The sequence below is a fragment of the Lederbergia wuyishanensis genome, from assembly GCF_022900255.1.
In the GTDB taxonomy this organism is placed as follows: domain Bacteria; phylum Bacillota; class Bacilli; order Bacillales; family Bacillaceae_C; genus Lederbergia; species Lederbergia wuyishanensis.
The window spans coordinates 986,785-1,008,755 of the sequence record NZ_JALIRM010000001.1 but is presented as its reverse complement, the minus strand read 5'-3'; the positions used below and the strand labels follow the sequence as shown (position 1 = coordinate 1,008,755).

Genomic DNA, 21,971 nt, shown 5'->3' with positions numbered 1-21,971 from the left:
AGTTCAGCCTCTTTCAATTATATTGTATGGATGTGTGTTCAAATAATAGAGGCCACCATTGATAATATCAATATTAACGACAGGTTCATATTGATCCTTTAATGCTTCTTTTTCAATTTCATATGTTTCAGGTTTTTCACTATGATCTTCATAAAAATGATCTAAAAGTTGTAAATCCTCGTTCCATCTGTTAATGGCATCCTCTGCCCATGGGTGATCTTCTTTCTTTACTTCATTGATTAAATGATTTTCGATTCGTTTTATTCCGCTCATAGGTTTAATAATAGGTGAAATGGTGAAGCAATAGTCCGGTATCGTTGGCTGAAGATTTAAAGTTTCCGCTTTTTCATAAAAATCCTCAAATAGTGATCCATTAATTAAATTTAGACCAATTGATTTGATCAAATCTTTTTTTCTATCGCAACGATATGAAATCTTCACATTAAGCATGAGCCAAGGATGAAGAGGAATCTGTTGAGTGCTATCCGCCTTACTGGGTATTTCATACAATCGAATATTAGCTGAAAGTTTTTTGGTTACATTAAAAATTTGGTGAAGTCTTGGAGCCCCAAAATGGATGACTTCTCCTTTTATGTTATCCGGTGTTTTTTCTTGATCGGTAATAAAGGTTAATTTCATAGGATTCGGAATACCGCCGGTTTTTTCTAAATAGGTCCAATAAAAAGGGCGATTCATCAATTCTTTATCCATATCAATTGTTAATTGAATTGTTAAATGTCCGGGACTGTTATCTTCAATTGCGCAATCATTTTCCTTAAAAAATGTTTCAAGATATTGATGAATTTCCTTTTGTAGCATCAGCAATTTCCTCCGATCTTACCGTTTCCGCAAACTGGATCAATGAAGTTAAATTTCCCATTTTCACTTTCATTTCACCTTCCGATTTTGATTGTTCAAATATATCTCTTAAGTACTCATCAAAATTTTTAAAATCAAACCTCGATAAGATTTCATCCAATTCACCAACTACACGTTCAAATAGTTGGATTTTATCATATAGTAGGTTAACAATATGCTCTTCAATAGTGTTTATAATTGTAAAATTATAAATATGAACGTTATTTTCTTGACCAAGTCTATGAATTCGTCCAATTCTCTGTTCAAGGCGCATTGGGTTCCATGGCAAATCAAAGTTAATGATATGTGAACAAAATTGTAAGTTAATCCCTTCTCCACCAGCTTCAGTAGCAATCAATACTTGTGCATGGTTCTTAAATAATTCTCTCATCCAATCTTTTTTTCCACGTTTAAAACCACCTCTAAAAGGAACGGAACGAATACCGTTTTGTCCTAAAAACCATTGTAAATACATTTGTGTTGCCCGATATTCAGTAAAAATTATTACTTTATCATCAATTGATTTTATTAATTCCAATGCTTTATTCGCTTTGGAATTCTGGGTAACTGCATCAATTTTTTGCTGAATAAATTGAAGTGCTTCAATCAGTTGAGTTGAAGGATTTTCATATTTTGAAAGCATGTTTTTCAATGTGAAATAAACTGATTCCCTGCTGCTGCATGCCTCTCTTTTCAGTGTAATTAGAGAAAAACCGTGTATCGGTAACTGAGTTCCTTTCAGCATTTCAATTGCGTTATATAATTCCCGTTCTTCTCTTGTAAATTCAATTGGAATTGTTTCAACATGCCGATCAGGCCATTCTATTCCTGTATCACCACGCCTATTACGAATCATAACTTTATTGACAAGTTCCTTTAAAAATGCATCTTCATGAACTGATAATTTTTTATCCTTATATTTATCTATGAACCCGCTTTGACTACCTAAATGTCCTGGTTTAAGCAAGGATACAAGATAAAAAATTTCTTCAATTTTATTCTGAATTGGTGTTGCAGTTAATAATAAGCAGAATTTCTTTTTTAACGATTGTACAAATTCATAGTTTTTGGTTTTATGATTTTTAAGTTTATGGGCTTCATCTATAATGATAAGGTCGTAATTTTGCTCTGCGATTAGTTCCTTATGCGGACTTCTTTTTGCTGTGTCAATAGATGATACAACGCAATCATATTGTTCCCACACATAACTTTTTCGTTGAGCGACAGCAGGGATGAAAAATTTTGAATTGAGCTCCGAAACCCATTGAGAAACTAATGAGGCGGGAACTAGAATTAAAACCTTTTTTACTAGACCGCGAATCATATATTCTTTAATTATCAAGCCAGCTTCAATGGTTTTTCCAAGTCCAACCTCATCGGCTAATATTGCTTTTCCGTTCATGTTTTCGACAACCTGGCGCGCAGTTTCAAGCTGGTGGGGCAAAGGAGTTAGATTTGGAAGAAATTTAGGTGCAACTAATCCTTCAAATGACGGTACATTTAAAAATTTTTCAGCTTGTATCGCTAAATTAAATAATGCACGATTTGCCCATGGTCCATCTTTATCTATTTTTTGCAAAAAGTTTTTTTGCCAATCTTGTTGAAAGTCTACCCGTATTGACATATTTACCTCCCAAATAACGAAAAGCATTGAGAATTAATTGAAATGGTGATACGATGTTGTTGATGTTACAGTATATTGTAAGAAAAACTATTTTTAGTATGCCCAGAAAATCAACATAATATTGGCGAATGAAGACACGGGGAGAGACTGCATATGCAGCGCCGAAGGAGCAAGCAACATAGTTGTGAATCTCTCAGGCAAAAGAACCCTTGTTTGACGCAACTCTGGAGAGTGTTCTAAAGTGTGAACCACCAAAGGGGTAAGCCGTAAGGTCAAACTCTCAGGTGCCAGGACAGAGAATCCCATACTACGGGATTTCTCTGTCCTTTTTTGTATTTCTCTACATACCAACCTAATAAAAGGAGGTTTTAAACGTGACAGAATTGAAGAGAACTCCGCTGTATCCGCTTTACAAAGAATTAGGTGCAAAAACGATTGATTTTGGTGGGTGGGATCTACCCGTCCAATTTTCTAGTATTAAGGAAGAACATGAAGCTGTAAGAACGAAAGCCGGAATTTTTGATGTTTCGCATATGGGTGAGGTATCGGTAAAAGGTAAGGACAGTCTCTTATTTTTACAAAAAATGATGACAAACGATGTTTCAAAGCTTAAGACTGGTAGTGCGCAATATACGGCGATGTGCTATGAAGACGGTGGAACTGTTGATGATCTCCTTATCTATAAATTAGCTGAGGAGGATTTCTTCCTTGTAGTTAATGCAGCAAATACCGAGAAGGACGTTAAATGGCTAAGGGACCATGTAGAGGGAGATGTTGAAATACATGATGTTTCAAATGAATATGCGCTAATCGCCATTCAAGGGCCAAAGGCAGAGTCAATACTACAAAAATTAGTTAAAGGTACAGATTTAAAAGAAATAAAATTATTTAAATTTAAAGAAAACATCGATTATAACGGGTCAAACGTACTTATTTCCCGAACAGGGTATACAGGTGAAGACGGATTTGAAATTTATTGCAATGCATCTGATGCCGTAACTATTTGGAATGATCTTCTTTCTGTAGGAGAACAAGAAGGTATACTACCTTGTGGCCTAGGTGCAAGGGATACACTAAGATTTGAAGCAAACTTAGCATTATACGGACAGGAACTGTCAGAGCATATCACTCCTCTAGAAGCAGGGATTAGCTTTGCTGTTAAACTAAATAAAGAAGAAGATTTTATCGGAAAAGAAGCATTGAAAAAACAAAAGGACGAAGGTATTCCTCGATCCATCGTAGGAATTGAAATGATTGATAGAGGGATACCGCGACATGGGTATAAAGTGTTTGTTGGTGACGAGGAAATAGGTTTGATTACATCGGGAACGCAATCTCCCACATTGAAAAAAAATATTGGACTCGCACTTATAAAATCTGATTATAAGGAACTTGGAAATGAGCTTACCGTGGAGATTCGGGGGAAACGGCTGAAAGCTGTTGTTGTATCGACTCCATTTTATAAGAGAGCCAAAAATTAAGTTGGAGGAGAAATTTATGATTAAACATCGCTATTTACCGATGACTGAACAGGATCAAAAAGAAATGCTTGACACAATCGGTGTAGAGTCAATTGATGAATTATTTTCAGATATCCCGGAAAAAGTTCGTTTTAAAGGCGAGTACAATATTAAAAGAGCGAAATCAGAACCAGCCTTACTAAAGGAGCTAGCTTCTCTTGCTGGTAAAAATGCGGATTTGAAACAAAATGTTTCTTTCTTAGGTGCTGGTGTATACGATCATTATATCCCAACAATTGTTGATCATGTTATATCTAGATCTGAATTTTATACTGCCTATACTCCATATCAACCTGAAATTTCTCAAGGTGAGCTGCAAGCGATTTTCCAGTTTCAAACGATGATATGTGAATTAACAGGAATGGATGTGGCCAATTCTTCCATGTACGATGGAGGAACTTCTCTTGCAGAAGCTGCCATGTTAAGTGCAGGTCAAACAAAGCGAAAAAAGATTCTTGTTTCTAAAACAGTCAACCCTGAATCAAGAGATGTGTTAAAAACATATTCAAAAGGTCAGTATATCGATGTGGTGGAAATCCCGTACAAAAACGGTAAAACAGATTTAGATGCTTTGAAAAATGAACTTTGTGATGAAGTTGCGGCCGTCATTGTACAATATCCAAACTTTTTTGGCCAAATTGAGCCATTAAAGGATATCGAACCATTGATTCATGAACAAAAAGGATTATTGATCGTTTCAAGTAATCCACTTGCACTTGGAGCGCTAACTCCTCCAGGTGATTTTGGTGCAGATATTGTTGTTGGAGATGTTCAACCATTTGGGATTCCAGCCTCTTATGGAGGACCGCATTGTGGATATTTTGCCGTAACATCTAAATTAATGCGCAAAGTTCCTGGTCGCTTAGTCGGTCAAACTACTGATGAAAATGGAAAAAGAGGATTCGTTTTAACTTTGCAAGCTAGGGAGCAACATATTCGTCGTGATAAAGCTACTTCGAACATTTGTTCAAACCAAGCATTAAATGCATTAGCTTCTTCTGTAGCTATGACGGCCCTAGGTAAAAAAGGCGTAAAAGAAATGGCTGTGCAAAATATTCAAAAAGCACATTATGCAAAAAACGTTTTTAATGAAAAAGGATTTACAATTCCGTTCAATGGTTACCAATTCAATGAATTTGTAGTGAAAGTTGGTAAACCTGTAGGTGAAGTAAATGAGAAATTGCTTCTTAAAGGAATAATTGGCGGTTACGATTTGGGTAGAGATTATCCTGAACTTGATGGTCATATGCTTGTTGCAGTAACGGAACTTAGAACGAAGGAAGAAATTGATAGCTTTGTAAAAGAAGTGGGGGAGAGCTGTGAGTAACCATGACTTAAAATTAATTTTCGAAATGTCTACTCCGGGAAGAATTGGCTATAGTTTGCCTGAAATGGATGTTCCAGAAATTGATATAGTAGAATGTTTGCCAGAAGGATATGTAAGAGAAAATGAACCTGAGCTTCCTGAAGTTTCAGAGCTTGATATAATGCGTCATTTTACTGAACTTTCCACTCATAATCATGGTGTTGATTCAGGATTTTATCCCCTTGGATCTTGTACGATGAAGTATAATCCTAAAATTAATGAACAAGTTGCTCGGTTCCCTGGATTTGCCCATATTCATCCGTTGCAACCAGAATCCTCTGTTCAAGGTGCTCTTGAATTAATGTATGATTTGCAACAGCATTTAATTGAAATTACAGGAATGCACGAAGTAACCTTGCAACCTGCGGCTGGAGCTCATGGTGAATGGACCGGACTTATGATGATTCGTGCATTCCATGAGGCTAATGGTGATAATGAAAGAACAAAGGTGATTGTTCCAGACTCCGCTCACGGAACAAATCCTGCATCAGCAACTGTAGCTGGATTAGAAACAGTAACGGTAAGATCTGGCGAGGACGGTTTAGTTGATTTGAATCATTTAAGAGAACTCGTTGGACCTGATACTGCAGCGTTAATGCTGACAAATCCAAATACCCTCGGATTATTTGAAGAACAAATCCTTGAAATGGCGGAAATCGTCCATGGTGCTGGTGGTAAGCTTTACTACGATGGTGCAAATTTAAATGCTGTAATGTCAAAAGCACGTCCTGGAGATATGGGCTTTGATGTTGTCCATTTAAATCTTCATAAAACTTTTACTGGACCACACGGTGGTGGAGGACCAGGATCCGGGCCAGTAGGCGTAAAAGAAGATTTGATTCCATTTTTGCCAAAGCCAGTCATTACGAAAAAAGACGACAAATTTGTGATTGATTATGATCGTCCTCAATCTATCGGACGAGTAAAACCTTTTTACGGAAACTTTGGAATTAATGTACGTGCGTATACGTATATACGTTCTATGGGACCTGATGGATTAAAAGCTGTTACAGAATATGCAGTTCTGAATGCTAACTATATGATGCGAAGGCTAGCTCCTTATTTTGATCTTCCATATGACCGTCATTGTAAACACGAATTTGTTTTAAGTGGAAAGCGTCAGAAGAAGTTAGGAGTACGTACACTGGATATTGCTAAAAGATTGCTTGATTTTGGCTATCATCCACCAACAATTTATTTCCCGCTTAACGTGGAAGAATGTATGATGTTTGAACCGACCGAAACCGAATCAAAAGAAACGCTCGACGGCTTTATTGATGTAATGATTCAAATCGCACAAGAAGCAGAAGAAAATCCTGAAATCGTACAAGAAGCTCCACATACAACTATCGTCAAAAGACTCGATGAAACGAAAGCTGCTAGAAAACCGATTTTAAGGTATATAAAAGAATAATTAAAGATAGAGACAGACTCGAATGATCAAGTCTGTCTCTTTTTAATAGATTTTTGATAAAGCTTATATGAAAAAAAGTTGCTTAGCGATAGAAGTAGAGATAATACATTATGTGTATTATAAAGTGTAATAATTATCTAATATTTTTATTGTCCCTTTATACATACCACATGCTCGTTAATTTAGAAGTGATTGATGTTTGTTATAATGGAGAAAAGCCTTTCTTTATAGATGCCGTAAAAATGATTGTGGAGAATCAAGGAAATTTTTCGTAATCTGAACATGTTCTATATCCTCATATTGAATTAATTGAGGTGGATGAACATCAAAACTATAAATTTCAGCTTCAGGAAGTGCCATGAGAATCGGTGAATGTGTGATAATGATAAACTGAGAATCTTCTTTAACCGCTTCTAAAATAATACTGATTAAACTTAATTGTCTCATTGGTGATAAAGGTGTTTCTGGTTCATCTAATAAATATAATCCATTTGGCCTTATCCGTGCTTGAAAATAATCAAGAAAGCTCTCGCCATGGGAACGTACATCTAGCCCTTCGTTGTATAACTTATTTAACTCAGTAAGCGTTCGTGCGTGAGGCATTGATGCGAGTCCTTTTGCAAATGCAGATTTATTAGTATATTCAATTTCTATATTTCTTAACTCTTCTTCGGCATCTTGTTTCATACTCTTTATTCTTCTGACAAAAGAAATAAAATCTTCTGCTCTTAGGAAAAAGCCATTTTTCGTTTTTTGCATCCAAGATAATTTGAATGCTTCTGCTAAAATTTGAGCGTGTTCCAATTCTTTATCTTGTGATATTTCAATTCCACCTGCAATCGGTAAATCGGATGACGCTGCAATACCTTCTAAAAAAGTAGATTTACCACTTCCATTTTCACCAACTAAGATTGTAATTGGTTTCTTGAACGAAAGCTGATTAAAATCTCTCATTATTGGAAGGGTAAAAGGAAATTGTCGATTATTTATATTTTTTAATAACTTTACTTCTTTTAAAATCATCGATCCACCACGCTCTTTTCCTAGCAAAAAACCGCGGAGGAAACCCGCGGTATCATCTCAGCTATTTTACTTTTCCTTTTTCTTTATTCTTCCGGACCATTTTTTAAATCCGCCCTCTAAGTGATACAAATCTCGGTACCCTTTTCTGTAAAGAGTTTGAGCAGCTCTTCCGCTTCGCATTCCAGATTGACAATATAGGTATACTGGTTTATCTGGGCGTATTTCTTTCATGCGTGTTTTTAATTGAGAAATTGGGATATTACGTGCTCCCAGGATATGCCCACCTTCAAATTCATTTGGCTCACGCACATCAATAAGCTGTGCCTTCCGATAGCCTGCGCGGAATTCTTCTTCGGTTAGCGTTTTTAATATTCTTTTTTGATGGAAGTAATTATATAGGGAAAAAGCTATGATCGCTCCCAGTAAAATTAGTAATGTGTATAAAGCCTCCAATATTCTTCCTTCCCCTTTCTAGTAAATAGCCCTAATGTCTATTATATTCATCATTAGGCAATGAATCAAAATCTTTTTTATTTATTCTATTGTTAAATATAATTTGAAAAAAATTTTTTACTCTTTTTCTAATAAAACCTTATCATATTAACGATGAAAGAGGAAATAAAAAGAGCAAATGCAAATTTTGTTCAAAAATCGATATATTTGTTTAAATATCGTATAAAATCTTTGAAAATCTTTTTTTTACTGCCTATTTTAAATTTGACAAAATCAAACAAAGTTCAACTGTATCACTATATGTAGTGTAGTTGTTTAAAAATAAAATACAATATATAGTGTTTAGTCATTGATTTACAGGTAATATATATGGTAACGTAATGAATAGAATGATTGTATAAGGGGTTGAAGCAATGTCTGTAGTTTATACGCAGAAACAAAATCTCAACGTAGAAAGACTTAATCAAGATATCCGTTTATTTAAGCCGGTGCATCCAATTACGCCTGACATGAAGATTACCCATAAAGGGGTATCAAGGCTTGTTATGATCGACCGTTATGCTTTTAAGGATACAGAAAAGATTACTTTAACAGAAGGCGATTTTGTTGTTTTAACAATAAAAGAAGATCCGAAGTTTCCTGCAAGAGGTCTCGGATTTATTAAATCTATTGACTGGGAAGAAAAGACAGCAGAAGTTATTGTAGAGGAAGAGTACCGCAGTGTCCTTGATAGTGATAAAGAAAGAGAGACTGGATTAATCGTCCGCCCTCTAGATATTATCGAGAAGCCACTCGAAATCTTCTATGAGCAAATTGCAAAGCGTAATGCAACAGGACTAGCATCTGTTGAAAAGACTGAAGAAAAAAGACAGGAATGGTTTGAAAAATTTTACAAAGAACTTTCAAGTCTTAACTTTATTCCGGCTGGTCGTGTTTTATACGGAGCAGGCGCAGATACGGATGTAACGTATTTTAACTGCTATGTTATGCCATTTGTAGCCGATTCACGCGAAGGAATTTCAGAACACCGTAAGCAAGTGATGGAAATCATGAGCCGTGGTGGTGGAGTTGGTACGAATGGTTCTACGCTAAGACCTCGTAATACACTTGCAAGAGGAGTTAATGGTAAATCATCAGGCTCTGTATCTTGGTTAGATGACATTGCGAAATTAACACACCTTGTTGAGCAAGGGGGTTCTAGACGTGGTGCGCAGATGATAATGTTGGCGGATTGGCATCCCGATATTATTGAATTTATTATTTCTAAAATGCAAAACCCACGTATCTTAAGATTTTTGATTGAAAATACAACGGATCCTATCATTAAGAAACATGCGAAGGATAAGTTGAAGTTTACACCTCTTTCTAATACGGAAGAAGCTATGTATCAAGGTGTACTTAACTATCGCAACATCCCTGGCCTTGGTGGTTTTAGTGAAGGGATTTTCCGTGAAGCCGAGGAAAAATTGACTGAAGGCGGTACATATTCAGTCCATAATCCTGAGTTCCTGACAGGGGCTAATATTTCCGTCTGCCTAACTAAAGAATTTATGGACGCAGTTGAAAATGATGGAGACTATGAACTTCGTTTCCCAGATGTAGAAAATTACAGTCCTGAAGAAATGAAAGCATATAATACCGAATGGCAAAAAGTAGGAGATGTGCGTGAATGGGAAAAGCTTGGTTACAAAGTACGCACATATCGTAAAATCAAGGCGAAAGAGCTTTGGAATCTCATTAATATTTGTGCAACTTATTCCGCTGAGCCAGGGATTTTCTTCATTGATAATGCCAACGATATGACGAATGCTAAGAGCTATGGTCAAAAGGTCGTTGCAACAAATCCGTGTGGAGAGCAACCACTTGCACCATTCTCTGTTTGTAATCTTGCAGCTGTGAACTTAGCTGAAATGGCTGATAAAGAAAATAAAACTGTTAATTTTGATAAGTTAAAAGAAACAGTACGTATCGGCGTTCGTATGCAAGACAATGTAATTGATGCAACTCCATATTTCCTTGAGGAAAATAAAAAGCAAGCACTTGGAGAGCGTCGTGTTGGTCTCGGGGTAATGGGTCTATCCGATCTATTAATCTATTGCGAAAAAGAATACGGATCGATTGAAGGCAATGAATTAGTAGATAAGGTATTTGAGACCATTGCTACGACTGCTTATGAGGCTTCTGTAGAGCTTGCTAAGGAAAAAGGAAGCTTCCCATTCCTTGAAGGTGAAGCGACAGAGGATACAAATCGTCTTCGTAAAGCTTTCACTGAAACAGGTTTTATGAAAAAAATGCCTAAGGATATCAACGAATCAATCTTAAAATATGGAATTCGTAATTCCCACCTACTTACTGTTGCACCAACAGGATCAACAGGTACGATGGTTGGAGTATCTACAGGATTGGAGCCTTATTTCTCCTTCACATATTATCGAAGTGGACGTTTAGGTAAGTTTATTGAAGTCAAAGCAGATATTGTTGAAGAATATTTGAGTCGTCACCCAGAAGCAGATCCAAAAAACTTGCCACATTGGTTTGTAACTGCAATGAGCCTTTCACCTGAAGCTCATGCTGATGTTCAATGTGTCATCCAACGCTGGATTGACAGTTCAATTTCAAAAACGGTAAATGCCCCTAAAGGCTATTCCGTTGAACAAGTTGAAAAAGTGTATGAACGCTTGTATAAAGGCGGAGCTAAGGGTGGTACAGTTTACGTTGATGGAAGCCGTGATTCCCAAGTTCTGACATTGAAAGCTGAGGAAAATAATCTAGAAGCAAGTGAACAATTGACGTTTAATGAACCAGTTGTTTTAGTAGATACAATTCAAGATCTCCGTTCAACTAGTGTGACTATTGGTTCTGAGATCGGCGACACATGTCCGGTTTGTAGAAAAGGCCAAGTAAAAGAAATAGGCGGCTGTAATACATGTGACAACTGTAATGCCCAATTGAAGTGTGGTCTATAATAATTTTTTGAAAAAACAGGCTATCTCAGTTTGAGAAGCCTGTTTTTTGTTCTAATCTTCGCCACTTTTTCCTAAAGATAAATAAAGACCATTTGGAGGAGTGGGTGTTGATGAACATCGATGGTGTTTTTTCTGGAGGGGGTATTAAAGGTTTCGCACTCATAGGAGCTTATGGAGTATTGGAACAACGAGGTTTTACGTTTAATCGATTAGCAGGAACAAGTGCAGGGGCTATTATGGCAGCATTGATTGCAGTGGGTTATACAAGTAAGGAAATAGAAACTCTATTGGATGAAACCGATATGAAAATATTTTTAGACCAACGGACAACACTGCTGCCTTTTGCGATTGCAAAATGGCTATTGTTATATTGGAGAATGGGCATGTATAGAGGGAATGAGCTAGAAGAATGGCTCGGTAAAAAAATGGCGGATAAAGGGGTTTATACATTCAAAGATCTTCCTAATGGAAAACTAAGATTAATTGCATCTGACCTTTCAACAGGAAGGTTGATAGTCCTACCAGACGATTTAGAAAGCTATGGTATCCCCAAGGAGACATTTCCAGTAGCTAGGGCAATTCGGATGAGTTGTGGAATACCGTTCTTTTTCGAACCAATTAAATTACGTTCTTTATCAGGAGAAAATATTATAGTGGATGGAGGACTCCTAAGTAATTTTCCAATGTGGTTATTTGAAAATAAAGACAAGAAAAAGTCAAGGCCAGTTTTAGGTATAAAGCTTAGTTTCAATATGGAAGAACAGCCGAAAAGGGTAATAAAAAATGGATTATCATTATTTGAAGCCTTGTTTAGTACTATGAAAGACGCTCACGATGCAAGATATATATCTAGGAAACATGAAAAAGATATTATTTTTATCCCAATAGATGAAAGTTTTTCAACTGAATTTTTTCTATCTGAAGAAAAAAAACACGCCCTAATAGAAAAAGGACGTGAGAAAACAATTGAATTTCTGAAGACTTGGTCTTTCTAAAAAAGAAATAGGGAATATAAGTTATTATTATGTCTAAATTATTATTGAAGTTGGGATTTTGCATTCTAGCTTCTGACATATAGGTCCTAGGTTAAAACTTAAGACGTACGAAAATCAATACTAATTATACTAATTTGCTCTCCGAACATTTGATTGTAATCGATAAGCGGGGCGAGTGCCTGACTTTTTTCTTTATAAAAACTTAAAAAATTGCCCGGTCTTTTTTCTTACTTTTTTTCCCTTCGATTACAGTCAAATGTGCTGCCGATCTTTTACGCATAGGTTTTTTGCGCATCTGACTGCTAGCCTGTTGTGAAACTCGTTTCCTTCTTTTGGAAAGTCTTGCTGCCTTTGCGTAATTTCTACTCTCGTTTCGTTCGGGTTTATTTCGAACCCAAAATTGATAAACAAAATAGATAGCAGAAGCAACAAGCCCGATGATAAAGAGTTGTTTAAATAAACCGACTGGATTATTAAAAATATATGAACCCAATCCTATTATTGCAATGACTATAATGAATCCAACCAAAAAATTTCGTACATTCAAGAGCGCCACCTCCTCGGGAGTATTTACATTTTTCCCAAAAAGAACTAGTTTTATACTCTTTTAGATAATTTTCTCTGTTTTTATGTTACCTTCACTTTGCTTTTCCACTTTAAGTAATTCATTAAACGAGGCGAGCGCAACTTCTACTTGATCATCAGTCGGTTCTTTTGTTGTTAGCAGCTGTAGCCATAACCCGGGATATCCAAGCCACTTAAGGACTGGGAGGTTACGCATTTTATTTGTTAACTGTAAAACCTCAAATGATACACCAAGTACTACTGGAATGAGTGCTAATCTATTTAATATTCGGACCCAAAGTGGGTTAACATCCACAAACATGTAAATAAACACACCCACTACAACTGTAAAAAGAATGAAACTACTTCCACATCGGTAATGAAGTCTAGACATAGATTGAACATTTTCAACAGTCAAGTCTAGGTCATGTTCATATGCATTAATAACTTTATGCTCTGCTCCATGATATTGAAACACGCGTTTAATAAGTGGTGTCATAGATATAAAGTAGATATAGGAGAGCAAAAGAATTAGCTTAAATAGTCCTTCTAGCAAAATTTGAGCCATATCCCCTGGGAAGATAGGTTTAAAAAATGCTGCTAGGAAAACAGGAACTAAAGTAAAAATAAACTTAGAAAAAATAAAGGATAGGACACCAAGCACTGCGACACTTAAAACTAATGTAGTTTTAGACATCTTTTCTTCTTGAATCTTACTATCCTCACTAGGGTCTACATCGTAGCGGTCTGTTGAAAAAGTTAAATGTTGCGCTCCGTTGGCGCTAGCTTCAATAATAGCCACAATTCCACGAAGAAAGGGAATTTTTTTTAATGTTTTAAAAACAGGCTTTGTTTTTCTTGGTAAATAAAAGTATTCAATAGATTGATCTTTACGGCGAATTGCGGTAACGGTTTGATGTTTACCGCCAAACATGACTCCTTCGACTACAGCCTGCCCGCCATAAGCAGGTTTATTTGTGTTTTTCATAGATTGTCACCAACTTATTGGATTATATATATCTTCCCTTTTTATCATACTAAAATAATTAGAAATTCACCAGATAAAATAATTTATGCAATTTGTTGTTAAGCATGGACATGATAATGATGGAGGTGGAATTTATGAAAAATGAAAAAGAAATAGAAGTGGTAAAAAAATATCAAATGTCTATATTACAATTAGCGTCTATTACAGGTTTTTTTGGAGGTGTCATTGGGACTATATTTGGTTATTTCGTTAATTATTTTAATTTTACGGAAATTAATCCTAAGGTCATTTTATCACCATTTACAGGAAAATGGACAGATGGCTGGCTTGGATTTGTTGTTACTGCTCTATTGTATGGGTTGCTTTCTATAGTAGTGGCGTTACTCTACTATATGGTATTAAGAAAACAAAAATCCCTTATATGGGGAGCGATTTACGGCATCATTATTTTTCTCATTATTTTTCTTGCCTTGCACCCAATGATTCCAGACATAAAATGGTTGTTCCGTTATAATTTTAATACTATTGCAACGGAACTTTGCTTTTTTCTAATTTATGGGCTTTTCATCGGCTATTCAATCTCTTATGAATATGATGAACAATTAAATTGGAGCAAAGTAAATCAAAAGCAATGAGAACGAAAAGTAGAACTAGTTGAATTAAATAATTATATGGTAGAATGTTCTAGTAATCATTCTTTGCTAGGACGTGAACCATCTTGAAAATTCTCGTAATAAATGGTCCAAATTTAAATATGCTCGGTAAGCGTGAGCCTGGAATTTACGGTAGCCAATCATTAAAGGATCTCGAAAACGGAATTATGGAAGCAAGTGAAAAATTGGGTGTGGAAATAAAATGTTTCCAATCCAATTACGAAGGTGCTTTATTAGATGAGATTCATCAAGCTGCTGATAATGGATTTGAAGGAATTATTATGAATCCTGGAGCATTTACTCATTATAGTATAGCCCTAAGGGATGCAATCTCATCTATTGATCTTCCTGTTATTGAGGTTCATATTTCAAATGTTCATGCTAGAGAAGAGTTTAGAAAACATTCTGTTACGGCTCCCGTTTCAATTGGACAAATTTCAGGATTTGGATTTTATGGATATGAAATGGCATTACATGCGATGAAAGAATATTTGAAAGGGAGAGAGGTATAGTGGAAAAATTAGAAAGACTGAGGGGACAATTTAAACAATCCGACATTGATGGAATTTTGATTACAAGTACATATAATCGCCGCTATATGACTAATTTCACTGGTACAGCGGGGGTTGCTCTTATTTCAGAAGAAAGAGCACTTTTTATTACAGATTTTCGCTATACGGAACAAGCAGCTAAGCAAGCTGTAGGATTCGAAATTAACAGACATACAGGTCCTATTATTCAAGAAGTAGCTGAAAAAGCAAAAGAACTTGGAATTAAAAAACTAGGGTTTGAGCAAGATCATATGCCTTTTTCTACTTGGAAACAATATGAAGAAGCAGTTGAAGCTGAACTTATCCCGATTTCAAATGTAATTGAAAACCTTCGTTTAATAAAAGATTCTAGAGAGATCAGTATATTAAAAGAAGCTGCAGATATAGCAGATGCAGCATTTAAACATATTCTTGATTTTATTAAGCCGGGTAAAACAGAATTGGAAGTTGCTAACGAGCTCGAATTTTTCATGCGTAAATGTGGTGCCACCTCGTCTTCATTTGATATTATTGTTGCATCTGGCTGGAGAGCGGCATTACCGCATGGGGTAGCAAGTGACAAAACAATAGAAACAGGAGATTTCGTAACAATGGATTACGGTGCCCTTCATAAAGGGTATATATCTGATATCACCCGAACGGTAGCTGTTGGAGATCCATCTGATAAATTGAAGGAAATATATAGTGTTACTCTAGAAGCACAGCTAAGAGCAATGGAACAAATTAAACCAGGTATGACTGGAATTGAAGCTGATGCAATTGCAAGAGATTACATTACAGAAAAAGGATATGGTGAGTATTTCGGCCACTCTTTAGGTCATGGAATTGGCTTGGAAGTACACGAAGGGCCAGGACTTTCACACCGTTCGGAAACGAAGCTAGTGCCTGGAATGGTTGTAACAGTTGAACCGGGTATTTATTTACCTGGTGTTGGTGGAGTTCGTATTGAGGATGATACGTTAATAACCGCATCTGGAAATGAAACGTTGACACATTCGACGAAAGATTTAATAATTTTATAAGGTACTTTTTAGGAGGAATACAGATGATATCAGTAAACGAATTTAGAACAGGACTAACGATTGAAACAGACGGAGGGATTTGGAGAGTTATTGATTTCCAACATGTTAAGCCGGGAAAAGGTGCTGCATTCGTTAGATCTAAATTAAGAAACTTACGTACTGGTGCAATTCAAGAAAAAACATTTAGAGCTGGTGAAAAAGTAGAAAAAGCTCAAATTGATAATAAAACAATGCAATATTTATATGCCAGTGGGGATAGCCATGTATTTATGGATAACGAGAGTTATGAACAAATCGAACTTCCAGCTTCTCAAATAGAATATGAATTAAAATTTCTACAAGAAAATATGGTTGTCCACATTATTATGTATCAAGGTGAAACATTAGGAGTAGAATTGCCGAATACGGTAGAACTAGAAGTTGTTGAAACAGACCCAGGCATTAAAGGGGACACTGCTTCTGGTGGTTCAAAACCAGCAAAAATGGAAACTGGTTTAGTCGTTCAAGTACCGTTCTTTGTAAATGCAGGAGACAAGCTCGTTATTAATACTTCAGATGGATCTTATGTATCAAGAGCATAAATAATAAAAAGCAGAAAGCCGAGGGAAAATTCCTCGGTTTTTTTTATTGGTTTCACACCTTATTTTCATATTTAGAGACAAGCTGAATACATATTAGATAGTGAAGATGTAGGAGGGAGAGTAAGTTGAAATCGGTGCTTCGAATATTGCCTGCTCGAATAAATGAATTAATAATGAAGCTTCCTACGAAGACGTTTAGCGAAATAGAGGAAATTAGATTAAGGGTTAATCGGCAAGTAGAAGTGGCATATAACGGACTTCACTATTTTCTCCCTTATCTATTTTCAAAAGAAGAAGCAGAGCAATTCATCAGCAAGCTAGCTAACCATTCTTTTTACACATTAGAGGAAGAATTACGTAAGGGGTACATCACGATTGAAGGTGGACATCGAGTTGGTCTTGCAGGCAAAGTAATACTTGAAAATGGCTCTGTTAAAGCGATCAGACATTTATCTTCATTCAATATTCGAATAGCGAGAGAAAAAGTCGGTGTAGCCGATAAGTATATTCAGTATTTATTTGATCACACTTGGAAAAATACGATGATTATCGGTCCACCGCAAACCGGAAAAACAACCTTGTTAAGGGATATTGCAAGACTCATTTCAAGTGGAGTACAGGAGTACGATATCCCTTCATTTAAAACAGGCATTGTTGATGAACGCTCAGAGATTGCAGGGTGTGTACATGGTATTCCTCACCTTCATTTTGGACCGAGGATAGACGTGTTGGATGCTTGTCCGAAAGCAGAAGGAATGATGATGATGATTCGTTCAATGAGCCCGAATGTTCTTATCGTAGATGAAATAGGCAGACCAGAAGACACGATAGCCATTATGGAGGCGATAAATGCTGGGATCACATTAATGATGACAACCCATGGGAATAATTTTGAAGAAATTAGCAAAAGGCCCCTATTAAAACCAATTATCCAACATAGAGTTTTTGAAAGATTTATCGAACTGTCTAGGAGAGATGGTCCAGGCACAATAATATCGATAAAGGATGCAAGCGGTGCTCCAGTAGCTACAAAGAGAAGGGCAGTAGGTCTATATGATTAAAATAATCGGAGCTATTTTTATAGTTGGAGCAACAACTTGGGCAGGTTTTGAATTTTCAAAGCAATTAAGTGAAAGGCCAAAGAATTTACGATTATTTCGCCATTCTCTTGAAACACTGGAAGCGGAAATAATGTATAGTCATACTCCTCTTGGAGAGGCTGCTGAAAAAATATCAAAGCAAATTCCCAAACCTATTGCTACTCACTATAAAATCTTTTCTAGTTTGTTAAGGAAAGAGGATTCAGTTGTTAAATCTGCTTGGGAAAATAGCTTAAAAAACATTTGGGAGTCCACTTCATTGAAACACAGTGAATACGAAATATTGCTTCAATTTGGTGAGAATTTAGGTAGACATGATCGTGAAACACAGCAGAAACAAATCTTGTTAACTCTTACTAACTTAGAAAGGGAAGAAGAGCTTGCTCGAGAAAAACAAAAAAAGTATGAAAAAATGGTGAAAAGCCTTGGAGTCCTAACCGGTATGCTAATCATCATTTTGCTTTTGTAGTGATAGGAGGAAATGATATGGGCATAGATGTAGATGTCATCTTTAAAATTGCCGGAGTAGGAATAGTTGTTGCATTTCTCCATACCATACTAGATCAAGTAGGGAAGAAAGAATATGCACAATGGGTTACATTGTTTGGTTTTATATATATTTTATTTATGGTCGTGTCGATTGTAGATGGATTATTTCAAAAAATAAAGTCTGTATTTCTATTCCAATAGATGGGGGGTAACCGCTATTGCAATTTTACAAATTGCGGGTATTGCCCTAATTATTACATTCCTGGTATTAGCTATTAAGGAACAGACTCCGAATTTCGCTTTTTTGCTTGTGTTATTTGCAGGGACAGGCATCTTTTTATTTCTTGTAGATCAAGTTCATAAAGTCATATTAATGATTGAAGAGCTTGCAGGCATTGCGAATGTGAACACTCTATACGTAAAAACCATTCTTAAAATCATCGGCATTGCTTATATTGCTGAATTTACAGCACAAATAAGCAAGGATGCAGGTCTAGGATCAATGGCAGCAAAAGTTGAGTTGGCTGGAAAAATATTAATACTAGCAATAGCCGTGCCTATAATGACGGCTTTAATTGAGACCATTGTAAATATAATGCCAATTCATTAGACAAAGCAATTGAACGGAGTGGAATGCATGCGACGAAGGCTGCAGATTCTATTATTATTATGTATTATTCCATTTTTGGGAGTTACTAAAGTTGCAGCAGAGGAACCAGAAAATGATTTAAATCAGTCAAATAATCAAGTAGAACGGTATTTAGAGGACCTTGGTTTAGATGAGCTATCCGAACATTGGAATAAAGTTCTTCACGAATATGGCGGGTATTTACCTGAAAGCAAAAGAGGTACTTTTCTTGATTTTGTTAAAGGGGACAAGTCATTTTCCTTTTCGGATTGGATTAATGGGATCATATTATTCATTTTCCAAGAAATCATACTAAATGTTAAATTACTAGGTTCACTTTTATTACTGACGATTTTAAGTGTGTTTCTACAATCGCTTCATAATGCATTTGAACAAGGGGCTGTCAGTAAGGTCGCCTATTCAATTATTTTTATGGTACTAATCATTATTGCATTAAATAGTTTTAGAGTAGCTGCAGATTATGCGATTGAAGCTATTGATTCTATGAGTCAATTTATTCTAGCTCTTTTGCCATTACTATTGGCATTGATCGCTTCGTCTGGTGGAGTGGCTACATCGTCATTCTTCCATCCCGTTCTCGTATTTTTAGTGAATATTAGTAGTATCGTTATAAAAAATGCTGTCTTTCCATTATTATTTCTTGCAACTTTATTAAGTATAGCAAATACATTAAGCTCACAATTTAAAGTATCCCAGCTTTCCAATTTATTAAAAAAAATAAGTATTGGAATACTTGGTGCATTTATCACCATTATCCTTGGTGTTATTTCTATTCAAGGGGCTGCATCTGCGGTTGCAGACGGCGTTGCGATTCGCACAGCTAAATATGTTGCAGGAAATTTTGTTCCTGTAGTTGGAAGAATGTTTACTGATGCTGCAGACACTGTTTTAAATGCTTCCCTTCTATTGAAGAATACGGTAGGGATAGCGGGTGTAGCGATTATCTTGTTGCTAGCAGCTTTTCCGGCGTTAAAAATACTAGTTATTTCTTTTATATACAAGCTTGCTGCAGCACTTATGCAACCTTTAGGTGATGGACCAGTCATTGAATGTTTGGATGCAGTTAGTAAAAGTGTGATGTATATTTTCGCATCTCTTGCAATTGTATCTTTTATGTTCTTTATAAGCATAACTATCATTATTACTTCCGGAAATATCACAATGATGGTTAGGTAAATAAAGGGGGCAGCTTCCTTGGAATATTTAAGCGAGTGGGTATTTAATATTATCATTTTTTTAATTATTGCTATGGTTGTAGATATGCTACTACCTGAATCAAGTATGAAAAAATATACTAAACTCGCAACAGGACTGCTTTTAATGGCAATTGTTTTAACACCAGTATTAAAGTTAATTTCTAGTGACTTTGAAAAAGTACTCGCATCCTTCACTACAAATATAGATGTTGAGGATCAAACCAATGAAAATTTATTGAAAACGAAAAAAAAAGAGATACAAGCTTCTCAACATGCATATATATTAGAGCAAATGGCTGTCCAAATGAAAAAAATGGTAGAAAAGGAGTTGGTTGATAAGTATAGTGCAGAAATTAGTAATTTGCGGATTTCCGCAACACCAAATAGTGATGGAACAATCAACGAATTAGATAATGTGGTTGTCTCTCTAACGCCTTCGGAAAAAGTAATCAAAACCATTCAGCCAGTAAATATTAACTTTCAGGAAACAGATGCGAAAATGGATACAACCGACTACGAAACAATGAAATCAATGTTGGCCAATACTTGGGAAATTCCAATATCATTGATTGAAATTGTTTCGAGGGAGGAACCAGGAAATGAAGAATAAATATTCTGGACCAATTGATTGGATAAAACAAAAATTCCTTGATAATAAAACTCCAAGCGATAAAAACAAAACAAAACCATATTATCTGCTTTTTCTACTTATTTTAGGTGCCTTATTTATGGTAATGGGTAGCATATGGAAAGACAATGGCACTCCACCCTCTGATGCAGTATTTAATGAAGATACAAGGGAGCAGGATAGCTCAGAAACTTTTGGTGTGAAAAAGTCAGACAATAATGACATGAAGGTTATTGAAGAACATTATGAAAACCAGCTTAAAGAAGCACTCGAAGAGATAGTGGGTGTTCATACTGTAACAGTCATCGTGAATGTTCAAGCTACTGAAAGAAAGGTGTACGAGAAAAATAGTATTCTTAGAAATCAAACGACACACGAAGAAGATGAAAAAGGTGGACAACGTCAAATAGAAGATCAATCAAAAGAAGATGAGCTTGTCATCATCCGAGAAGGGGAAAAGGATATCCCCCTCGTTTCAGAAACGAGAAAACCTGAAATTAAGGGAGTTCTTGTAGTGGCAGGTGGTGCAGAAAACATTCAGGTGAAAAAATGGATAATTGAAGCAGTAACTCGTGTCTTAGATGTTCCAAGTCATAAAGTTGCAGTCATGCCTAAAAAATCAAAGGGGGATTCTTAATGCTTTTAAAAAAGCAAACTGTCTGGCTCTTAACAATGCTTAGTCTCGTTGTCGTTTTATCCGTATACTATGTTACTTCCGAACCCGCTGTAAAAGATATTGCAACAAACGGAAAAAATGCACCTGATACGAGCGGAAAAATGAGTGATGAAGATATGAAAATTATTACGGAATCAGCTGGAGATGAGGCATATGACGCGGTGCGTATTAGCTTAATGGATAAACGCGGTAAGCAGCAGGAGGAATTAACAACACAAGCGGCTGCACCTGAATTATCGATAGATGAGAAAAATAAATTATTTGAAACTATGAAACAAATTGAATCACTTGGAGTAAAGGAAAGAACAATTGAAAGTTATATCAAAACCCTAGGGTATAGTGATTCACTTGTCCGAATTGAAGATAATCAAGTATATGTTACAGTCAAAGCAGAGGAGCACTCAAAAGCTGATGCTGTGGAGATTGTTAGACTTGTCAGAGATGAAATGGGAACAAACTTTATTCCTACAGTGGAATTTGATACGAAATAATTAATGGACGGACGGGAATAATGCCCATCCGTCTTTTCTTTTTTTGCATTAATAAATATTTTTTGGATGTACCTGTATGGATTATACTCAAAAACAAGATACTTCTCATAAGAACTGACTTTTTAGCAAATCAGGTTATTTGCTTTAAGTATATTGTTCAAGAA

Annotated in this window: 23 protein-coding genes and 1 riboswitch; of the genes, 17 read left to right on the top strand and 6 right to left on the bottom strand. The window is 36.0% G+C overall.

Annotated elements, in window-relative coordinates:
- Positions 1-3 precede the first annotated feature (3 nt).
- Together MT489_RS04990 and MT489_RS04985 are read right to left on the bottom strand one after the other, a co-directional pair.
- Positions 4-819: a YqhG family protein gene (locus MT489_RS04990; protein WP_244680379.1), complete on the bottom strand. Its 816-nt coding sequence runs from the start codon at positions 817-819 to the stop codon at positions 4-6.
- Positions 788-2,482 carry a DEAD/DEAH box helicase gene (locus tag MT489_RS04985; protein WP_244680378.1) on the bottom strand — a complete coding sequence of 565 codons (1,695 nt, stop codon included), beginning with the start codon at positions 2,480-2,482 and terminating at the stop codon, positions 788-790. The genes MT489_RS04990 and MT489_RS04985 overlap by 32 nt, the downstream gene beginning before the upstream one ends.
- A gap of 128 nt (positions 2,483-2,610) precedes the next feature.
- Positions 2,611-2,701: riboswitch (glycine riboswitch) on the top strand.
- A 155-nt stretch (positions 2,702-2,856) separates the two neighbouring features.
- On the opposite strand from MT489_RS04985, the gene gcvT reads away from it, so the two are divergent.
- From gcvT to gcvPB, 3 genes are read left to right on the top strand one after another with little or no spacing between them, the layout of a single operon-like run.
- On the top strand, positions 2,857-3,963 hold the full coding sequence (gene gcvT / locus MT489_RS04980) for a glycine cleavage system aminomethyltransferase GcvT (protein WP_244680377.1): 1,107 nt from the start codon (positions 2,857-2,859) through the stop codon (positions 3,961-3,963).
- 19 nt (positions 3,964-3,982) lie between these two features.
- The gene (gene gcvPA / locus MT489_RS04975) at positions 3,983-5,329 is read left to right on the top strand and encodes an aminomethyl-transferring glycine dehydrogenase subunit GcvPA (RefSeq protein WP_244680643.1); all 1,347 of its coding nucleotides are present in this window, start codon (positions 3,983-3,985) and stop codon (positions 5,327-5,329) included.
- Complete coding sequence (gene gcvPB / locus MT489_RS04970) at positions 5,322-6,782, top strand: aminomethyl-transferring glycine dehydrogenase subunit GcvPB (RefSeq protein ID WP_307415148.1); 1,461 nt, start codon at positions 5,322-5,324, stop codon at positions 6,780-6,782. The genes gcvPA and gcvPB overlap by 8 nt, the downstream gene beginning before the upstream one ends.
- 225 nt (positions 6,783-7,007) lie before the next feature.
- On the opposite strand, the gene MT489_RS04965 is transcribed toward gcvPB, so the two are convergent.
- Both MT489_RS04965 and MT489_RS04960 read right to left on the bottom strand, forming a co-directional pair.
- Positions 7,008-7,805, bottom strand: a complete 798-nt coding sequence (locus MT489_RS04965) for an AAA family ATPase (RefSeq protein WP_244680376.1) — start codon at positions 7,803-7,805, stop codon at positions 7,008-7,010.
- A gap of 66 nt (positions 7,806-7,871) precedes the next feature.
- Positions 7,872-8,258, bottom strand: a complete 387-nt coding sequence (locus tag MT489_RS04960; protein ID WP_244680375.1) for a rhodanese-like domain-containing protein — start codon at positions 8,256-8,258, stop codon at positions 7,872-7,874.
- A 413-nt stretch (positions 8,259-8,671) separates the two neighbouring features.
- Here MT489_RS04960 and MT489_RS04955 point away from each other — a divergent pair, with 413 nt between their 5' ends.
- Together MT489_RS04955 and MT489_RS04950 are read left to right on the top strand one after the other, a co-directional pair.
- On the top strand, positions 8,672-11,224 hold the full coding sequence (locus MT489_RS04955; RefSeq protein ID WP_244680374.1) for a vitamin B12-dependent ribonucleotide reductase: 2,553 nt from the start codon (positions 8,672-8,674) through the stop codon (positions 11,222-11,224).
- A 110-nt stretch (positions 11,225-11,334) separates the two neighbouring features.
- A complete protein-coding gene (locus MT489_RS04950) occupies positions 11,335-12,219 on the top strand; it encodes a patatin-like phospholipase family protein (protein ID WP_244680641.1) in 885 nt (294 codons plus the stop codon).
- Positions 12,220-12,421: 202 nt separating this feature from the next.
- On the opposite strand, the gene MT489_RS04945 is transcribed toward MT489_RS04950, so the two are convergent.
- Together MT489_RS04945 and MT489_RS04940 are read right to left on the bottom strand one after the other, a co-directional pair.
- Complete coding sequence (locus tag MT489_RS04945; RefSeq protein WP_244680373.1) at positions 12,422-12,766, bottom strand: SA1362 family protein; 345 nt, start codon at positions 12,764-12,766, stop codon at positions 12,422-12,424.
- Positions 12,767-12,826: 60 nt separating this feature from the next.
- The gene (locus MT489_RS04940; RefSeq protein WP_244680372.1) at positions 12,827-13,771 is read right to left on the bottom strand and encodes a DUF1385 domain-containing protein; all 945 of its coding nucleotides are present in this window, start codon (positions 13,769-13,771) and stop codon (positions 12,827-12,829) included.
- 134 nt (positions 13,772-13,905) lie between these two features.
- Between MT489_RS04940 and MT489_RS04935 the strand changes: the two genes are divergently transcribed.
- From MT489_RS04935 to MT489_RS04880, 12 genes are all read left to right on the top strand, one after another.
- Positions 13,906-14,406 (top strand): YqhR family membrane protein, encoded by a 501-nt coding sequence (locus tag MT489_RS04935; RefSeq protein WP_244680371.1) that lies wholly within the window; start codon positions 13,906-13,908, stop codon positions 14,404-14,406.
- An 80-nt stretch (positions 14,407-14,486) separates the two neighbouring features.
- Positions 14,487-14,936, top strand: a complete 450-nt coding sequence (aroQ, locus tag MT489_RS04930; RefSeq protein WP_244680640.1) for a type II 3-dehydroquinate dehydratase — start codon at positions 14,487-14,489, stop codon at positions 14,934-14,936.
- A complete protein-coding gene (locus MT489_RS04925; protein WP_244680370.1) occupies positions 14,936-15,997 on the top strand; it encodes a M24 family metallopeptidase in 1,062 nt (353 codons plus the stop codon). The genes aroQ and MT489_RS04925 overlap by 1 nt, the downstream gene beginning before the upstream one ends.
- A 23-nt stretch (positions 15,998-16,020) precedes the next feature.
- Positions 16,021-16,578 carry an elongation factor P gene (efp, locus tag MT489_RS04920; RefSeq protein ID WP_244680369.1) on the top strand — a complete coding sequence of 186 codons (558 nt, stop codon included), beginning with the start codon at positions 16,021-16,023 and terminating at the stop codon, positions 16,576-16,578.
- A gap of 125 nt (positions 16,579-16,703) precedes the next feature.
- Positions 16,704-17,639, top strand: coding sequence for a stage III sporulation protein AA (spoIIIAA, locus tag MT489_RS04915; RefSeq protein WP_244680368.1), 936 nt, complete (start codon positions 16,704-16,706; stop codon positions 17,637-17,639).
- Positions 17,632-18,147 (top strand): stage III sporulation protein SpoIIIAB, encoded by a 516-nt coding sequence (gene spoIIIAB / locus MT489_RS04910; protein ID WP_244680367.1) that lies wholly within the window; start codon positions 17,632-17,634, stop codon positions 18,145-18,147. Before spoIIIAA ends, spoIIIAB begins: the two co-directional genes overlap by 8 nt.
- Before the next feature lie 17 nt (positions 18,148-18,164).
- Positions 18,165-18,368 carry a stage III sporulation protein AC gene (gene spoIIIAC / locus MT489_RS04905; protein WP_213123793.1) on the top strand — a complete coding sequence of 68 codons (204 nt, stop codon included), beginning with the start codon at positions 18,165-18,167 and terminating at the stop codon, positions 18,366-18,368.
- Positions 18,369-18,384: 16 nt separating this feature from the next.
- Positions 18,385-18,777, top strand: a complete 393-nt coding sequence (spoIIIAD, locus tag MT489_RS04900) for a stage III sporulation protein AD (RefSeq protein ID WP_244680639.1) — start codon at positions 18,385-18,387, stop codon at positions 18,775-18,777.
- A 27-nt stretch (positions 18,778-18,804) separates the two neighbouring features.
- Positions 18,805-19,992 (top strand): stage III sporulation protein AE, encoded by a 1,188-nt coding sequence (gene spoIIIAE / locus MT489_RS04895; RefSeq protein ID WP_244680366.1) that lies wholly within the window; start codon positions 18,805-18,807, stop codon positions 19,990-19,992.
- A gap of 18 nt (positions 19,993-20,010) precedes the next feature.
- Positions 20,011-20,622 carry a stage III sporulation protein AF gene (gene spoIIIAF, locus MT489_RS04890; RefSeq protein WP_244680365.1) on the top strand — a complete coding sequence of 204 codons (612 nt, stop codon included), beginning with the start codon at positions 20,011-20,013 and terminating at the stop codon, positions 20,620-20,622.
- On the top strand, positions 20,612-21,277 hold the full coding sequence (gene spoIIIAG, locus MT489_RS04885) for a stage III sporulation protein AG (RefSeq protein WP_244680364.1): 666 nt from the start codon (positions 20,612-20,614) through the stop codon (positions 21,275-21,277). The genes spoIIIAF and spoIIIAG overlap by 11 nt, the downstream gene beginning before the upstream one ends.
- Entirely contained in the window at positions 21,277-21,807 is a 531-nt protein-coding gene (locus MT489_RS04880; protein ID WP_244680363.1) for a SpoIIIAH-like family protein, read from the top strand. Before spoIIIAG ends, MT489_RS04880 begins: the two co-directional genes overlap by 1 nt.
- The last annotated feature ends 164 nt before the right edge of the window (positions 21,808-21,971 follow it).

Coding starts and splice junctions, on each gene's coding strand:
- MT489_RS04990 (WP_244680379.1), bottom strand. CDS start 819: ATGCTACAAAAGGAAATTCATCAATATCTTGAAACATTTTTTAAGGAA.
- MT489_RS04985 (WP_244680378.1), bottom strand. CDS start 2,482: ATGTCAATACGGGTAGACTTTCAACAAGATTGGCAAAAAAACTTTTTG.
- MT489_RS04965 (WP_244680376.1), bottom strand. CDS start 7,805: ATGATTTTAAAAGAAGTAAAGTTATTAAAAAATATAAATAATCGACAA.
- MT489_RS04955 (WP_244680374.1), top strand. CDS start 8,672: ATGTCTGTAGTTTATACGCAGAAACAAAATCTCAACGTAGAAAGACTT.
- MT489_RS04950 (WP_244680641.1), top strand. CDS start 11,335: ATGAACATCGATGGTGTTTTTTCTGGAGGGGGTATTAAAGGTTTCGCA.
- MT489_RS04940 (WP_244680372.1), bottom strand. CDS start 13,771: ATGAAAAACACAAATAAACCTGCTTATGGCGGGCAGGCTGTAGTCGAA.
- MT489_RS04935 (WP_244680371.1), top strand. CDS start 13,906: ATGAAAAATGAAAAAGAAATAGAAGTGGTAAAAAAATATCAAATGTCT.
- efp (WP_244680369.1), top strand. CDS start 16,021: ATGATATCAGTAAACGAATTTAGAACAGGACTAACGATTGAAACAGAC.
- spoIIIAB (WP_244680367.1), top strand. CDS start 17,632: ATGATTAAAATAATCGGAGCTATTTTTATAGTTGGAGCAACAACTTGG.
- spoIIIAC (WP_213123793.1), top strand. CDS start 18,165: ATGGGCATAGATGTAGATGTCATCTTTAAAATTGCCGGAGTAGGAATA.
- spoIIIAE (WP_244680366.1), top strand. CDS start 18,805: ATGCGACGAAGGCTGCAGATTCTATTATTATTATGTATTATTCCATTT.
- spoIIIAG (WP_244680364.1), top strand. CDS start 20,612: ATGAAGAATAAATATTCTGGACCAATTGATTGGATAAAACAAAAATTC.
- MT489_RS04880 (WP_244680363.1), top strand. CDS start 21,277: ATGCTTTTAAAAAAGCAAACTGTCTGGCTCTTAACAATGCTTAGTCTC.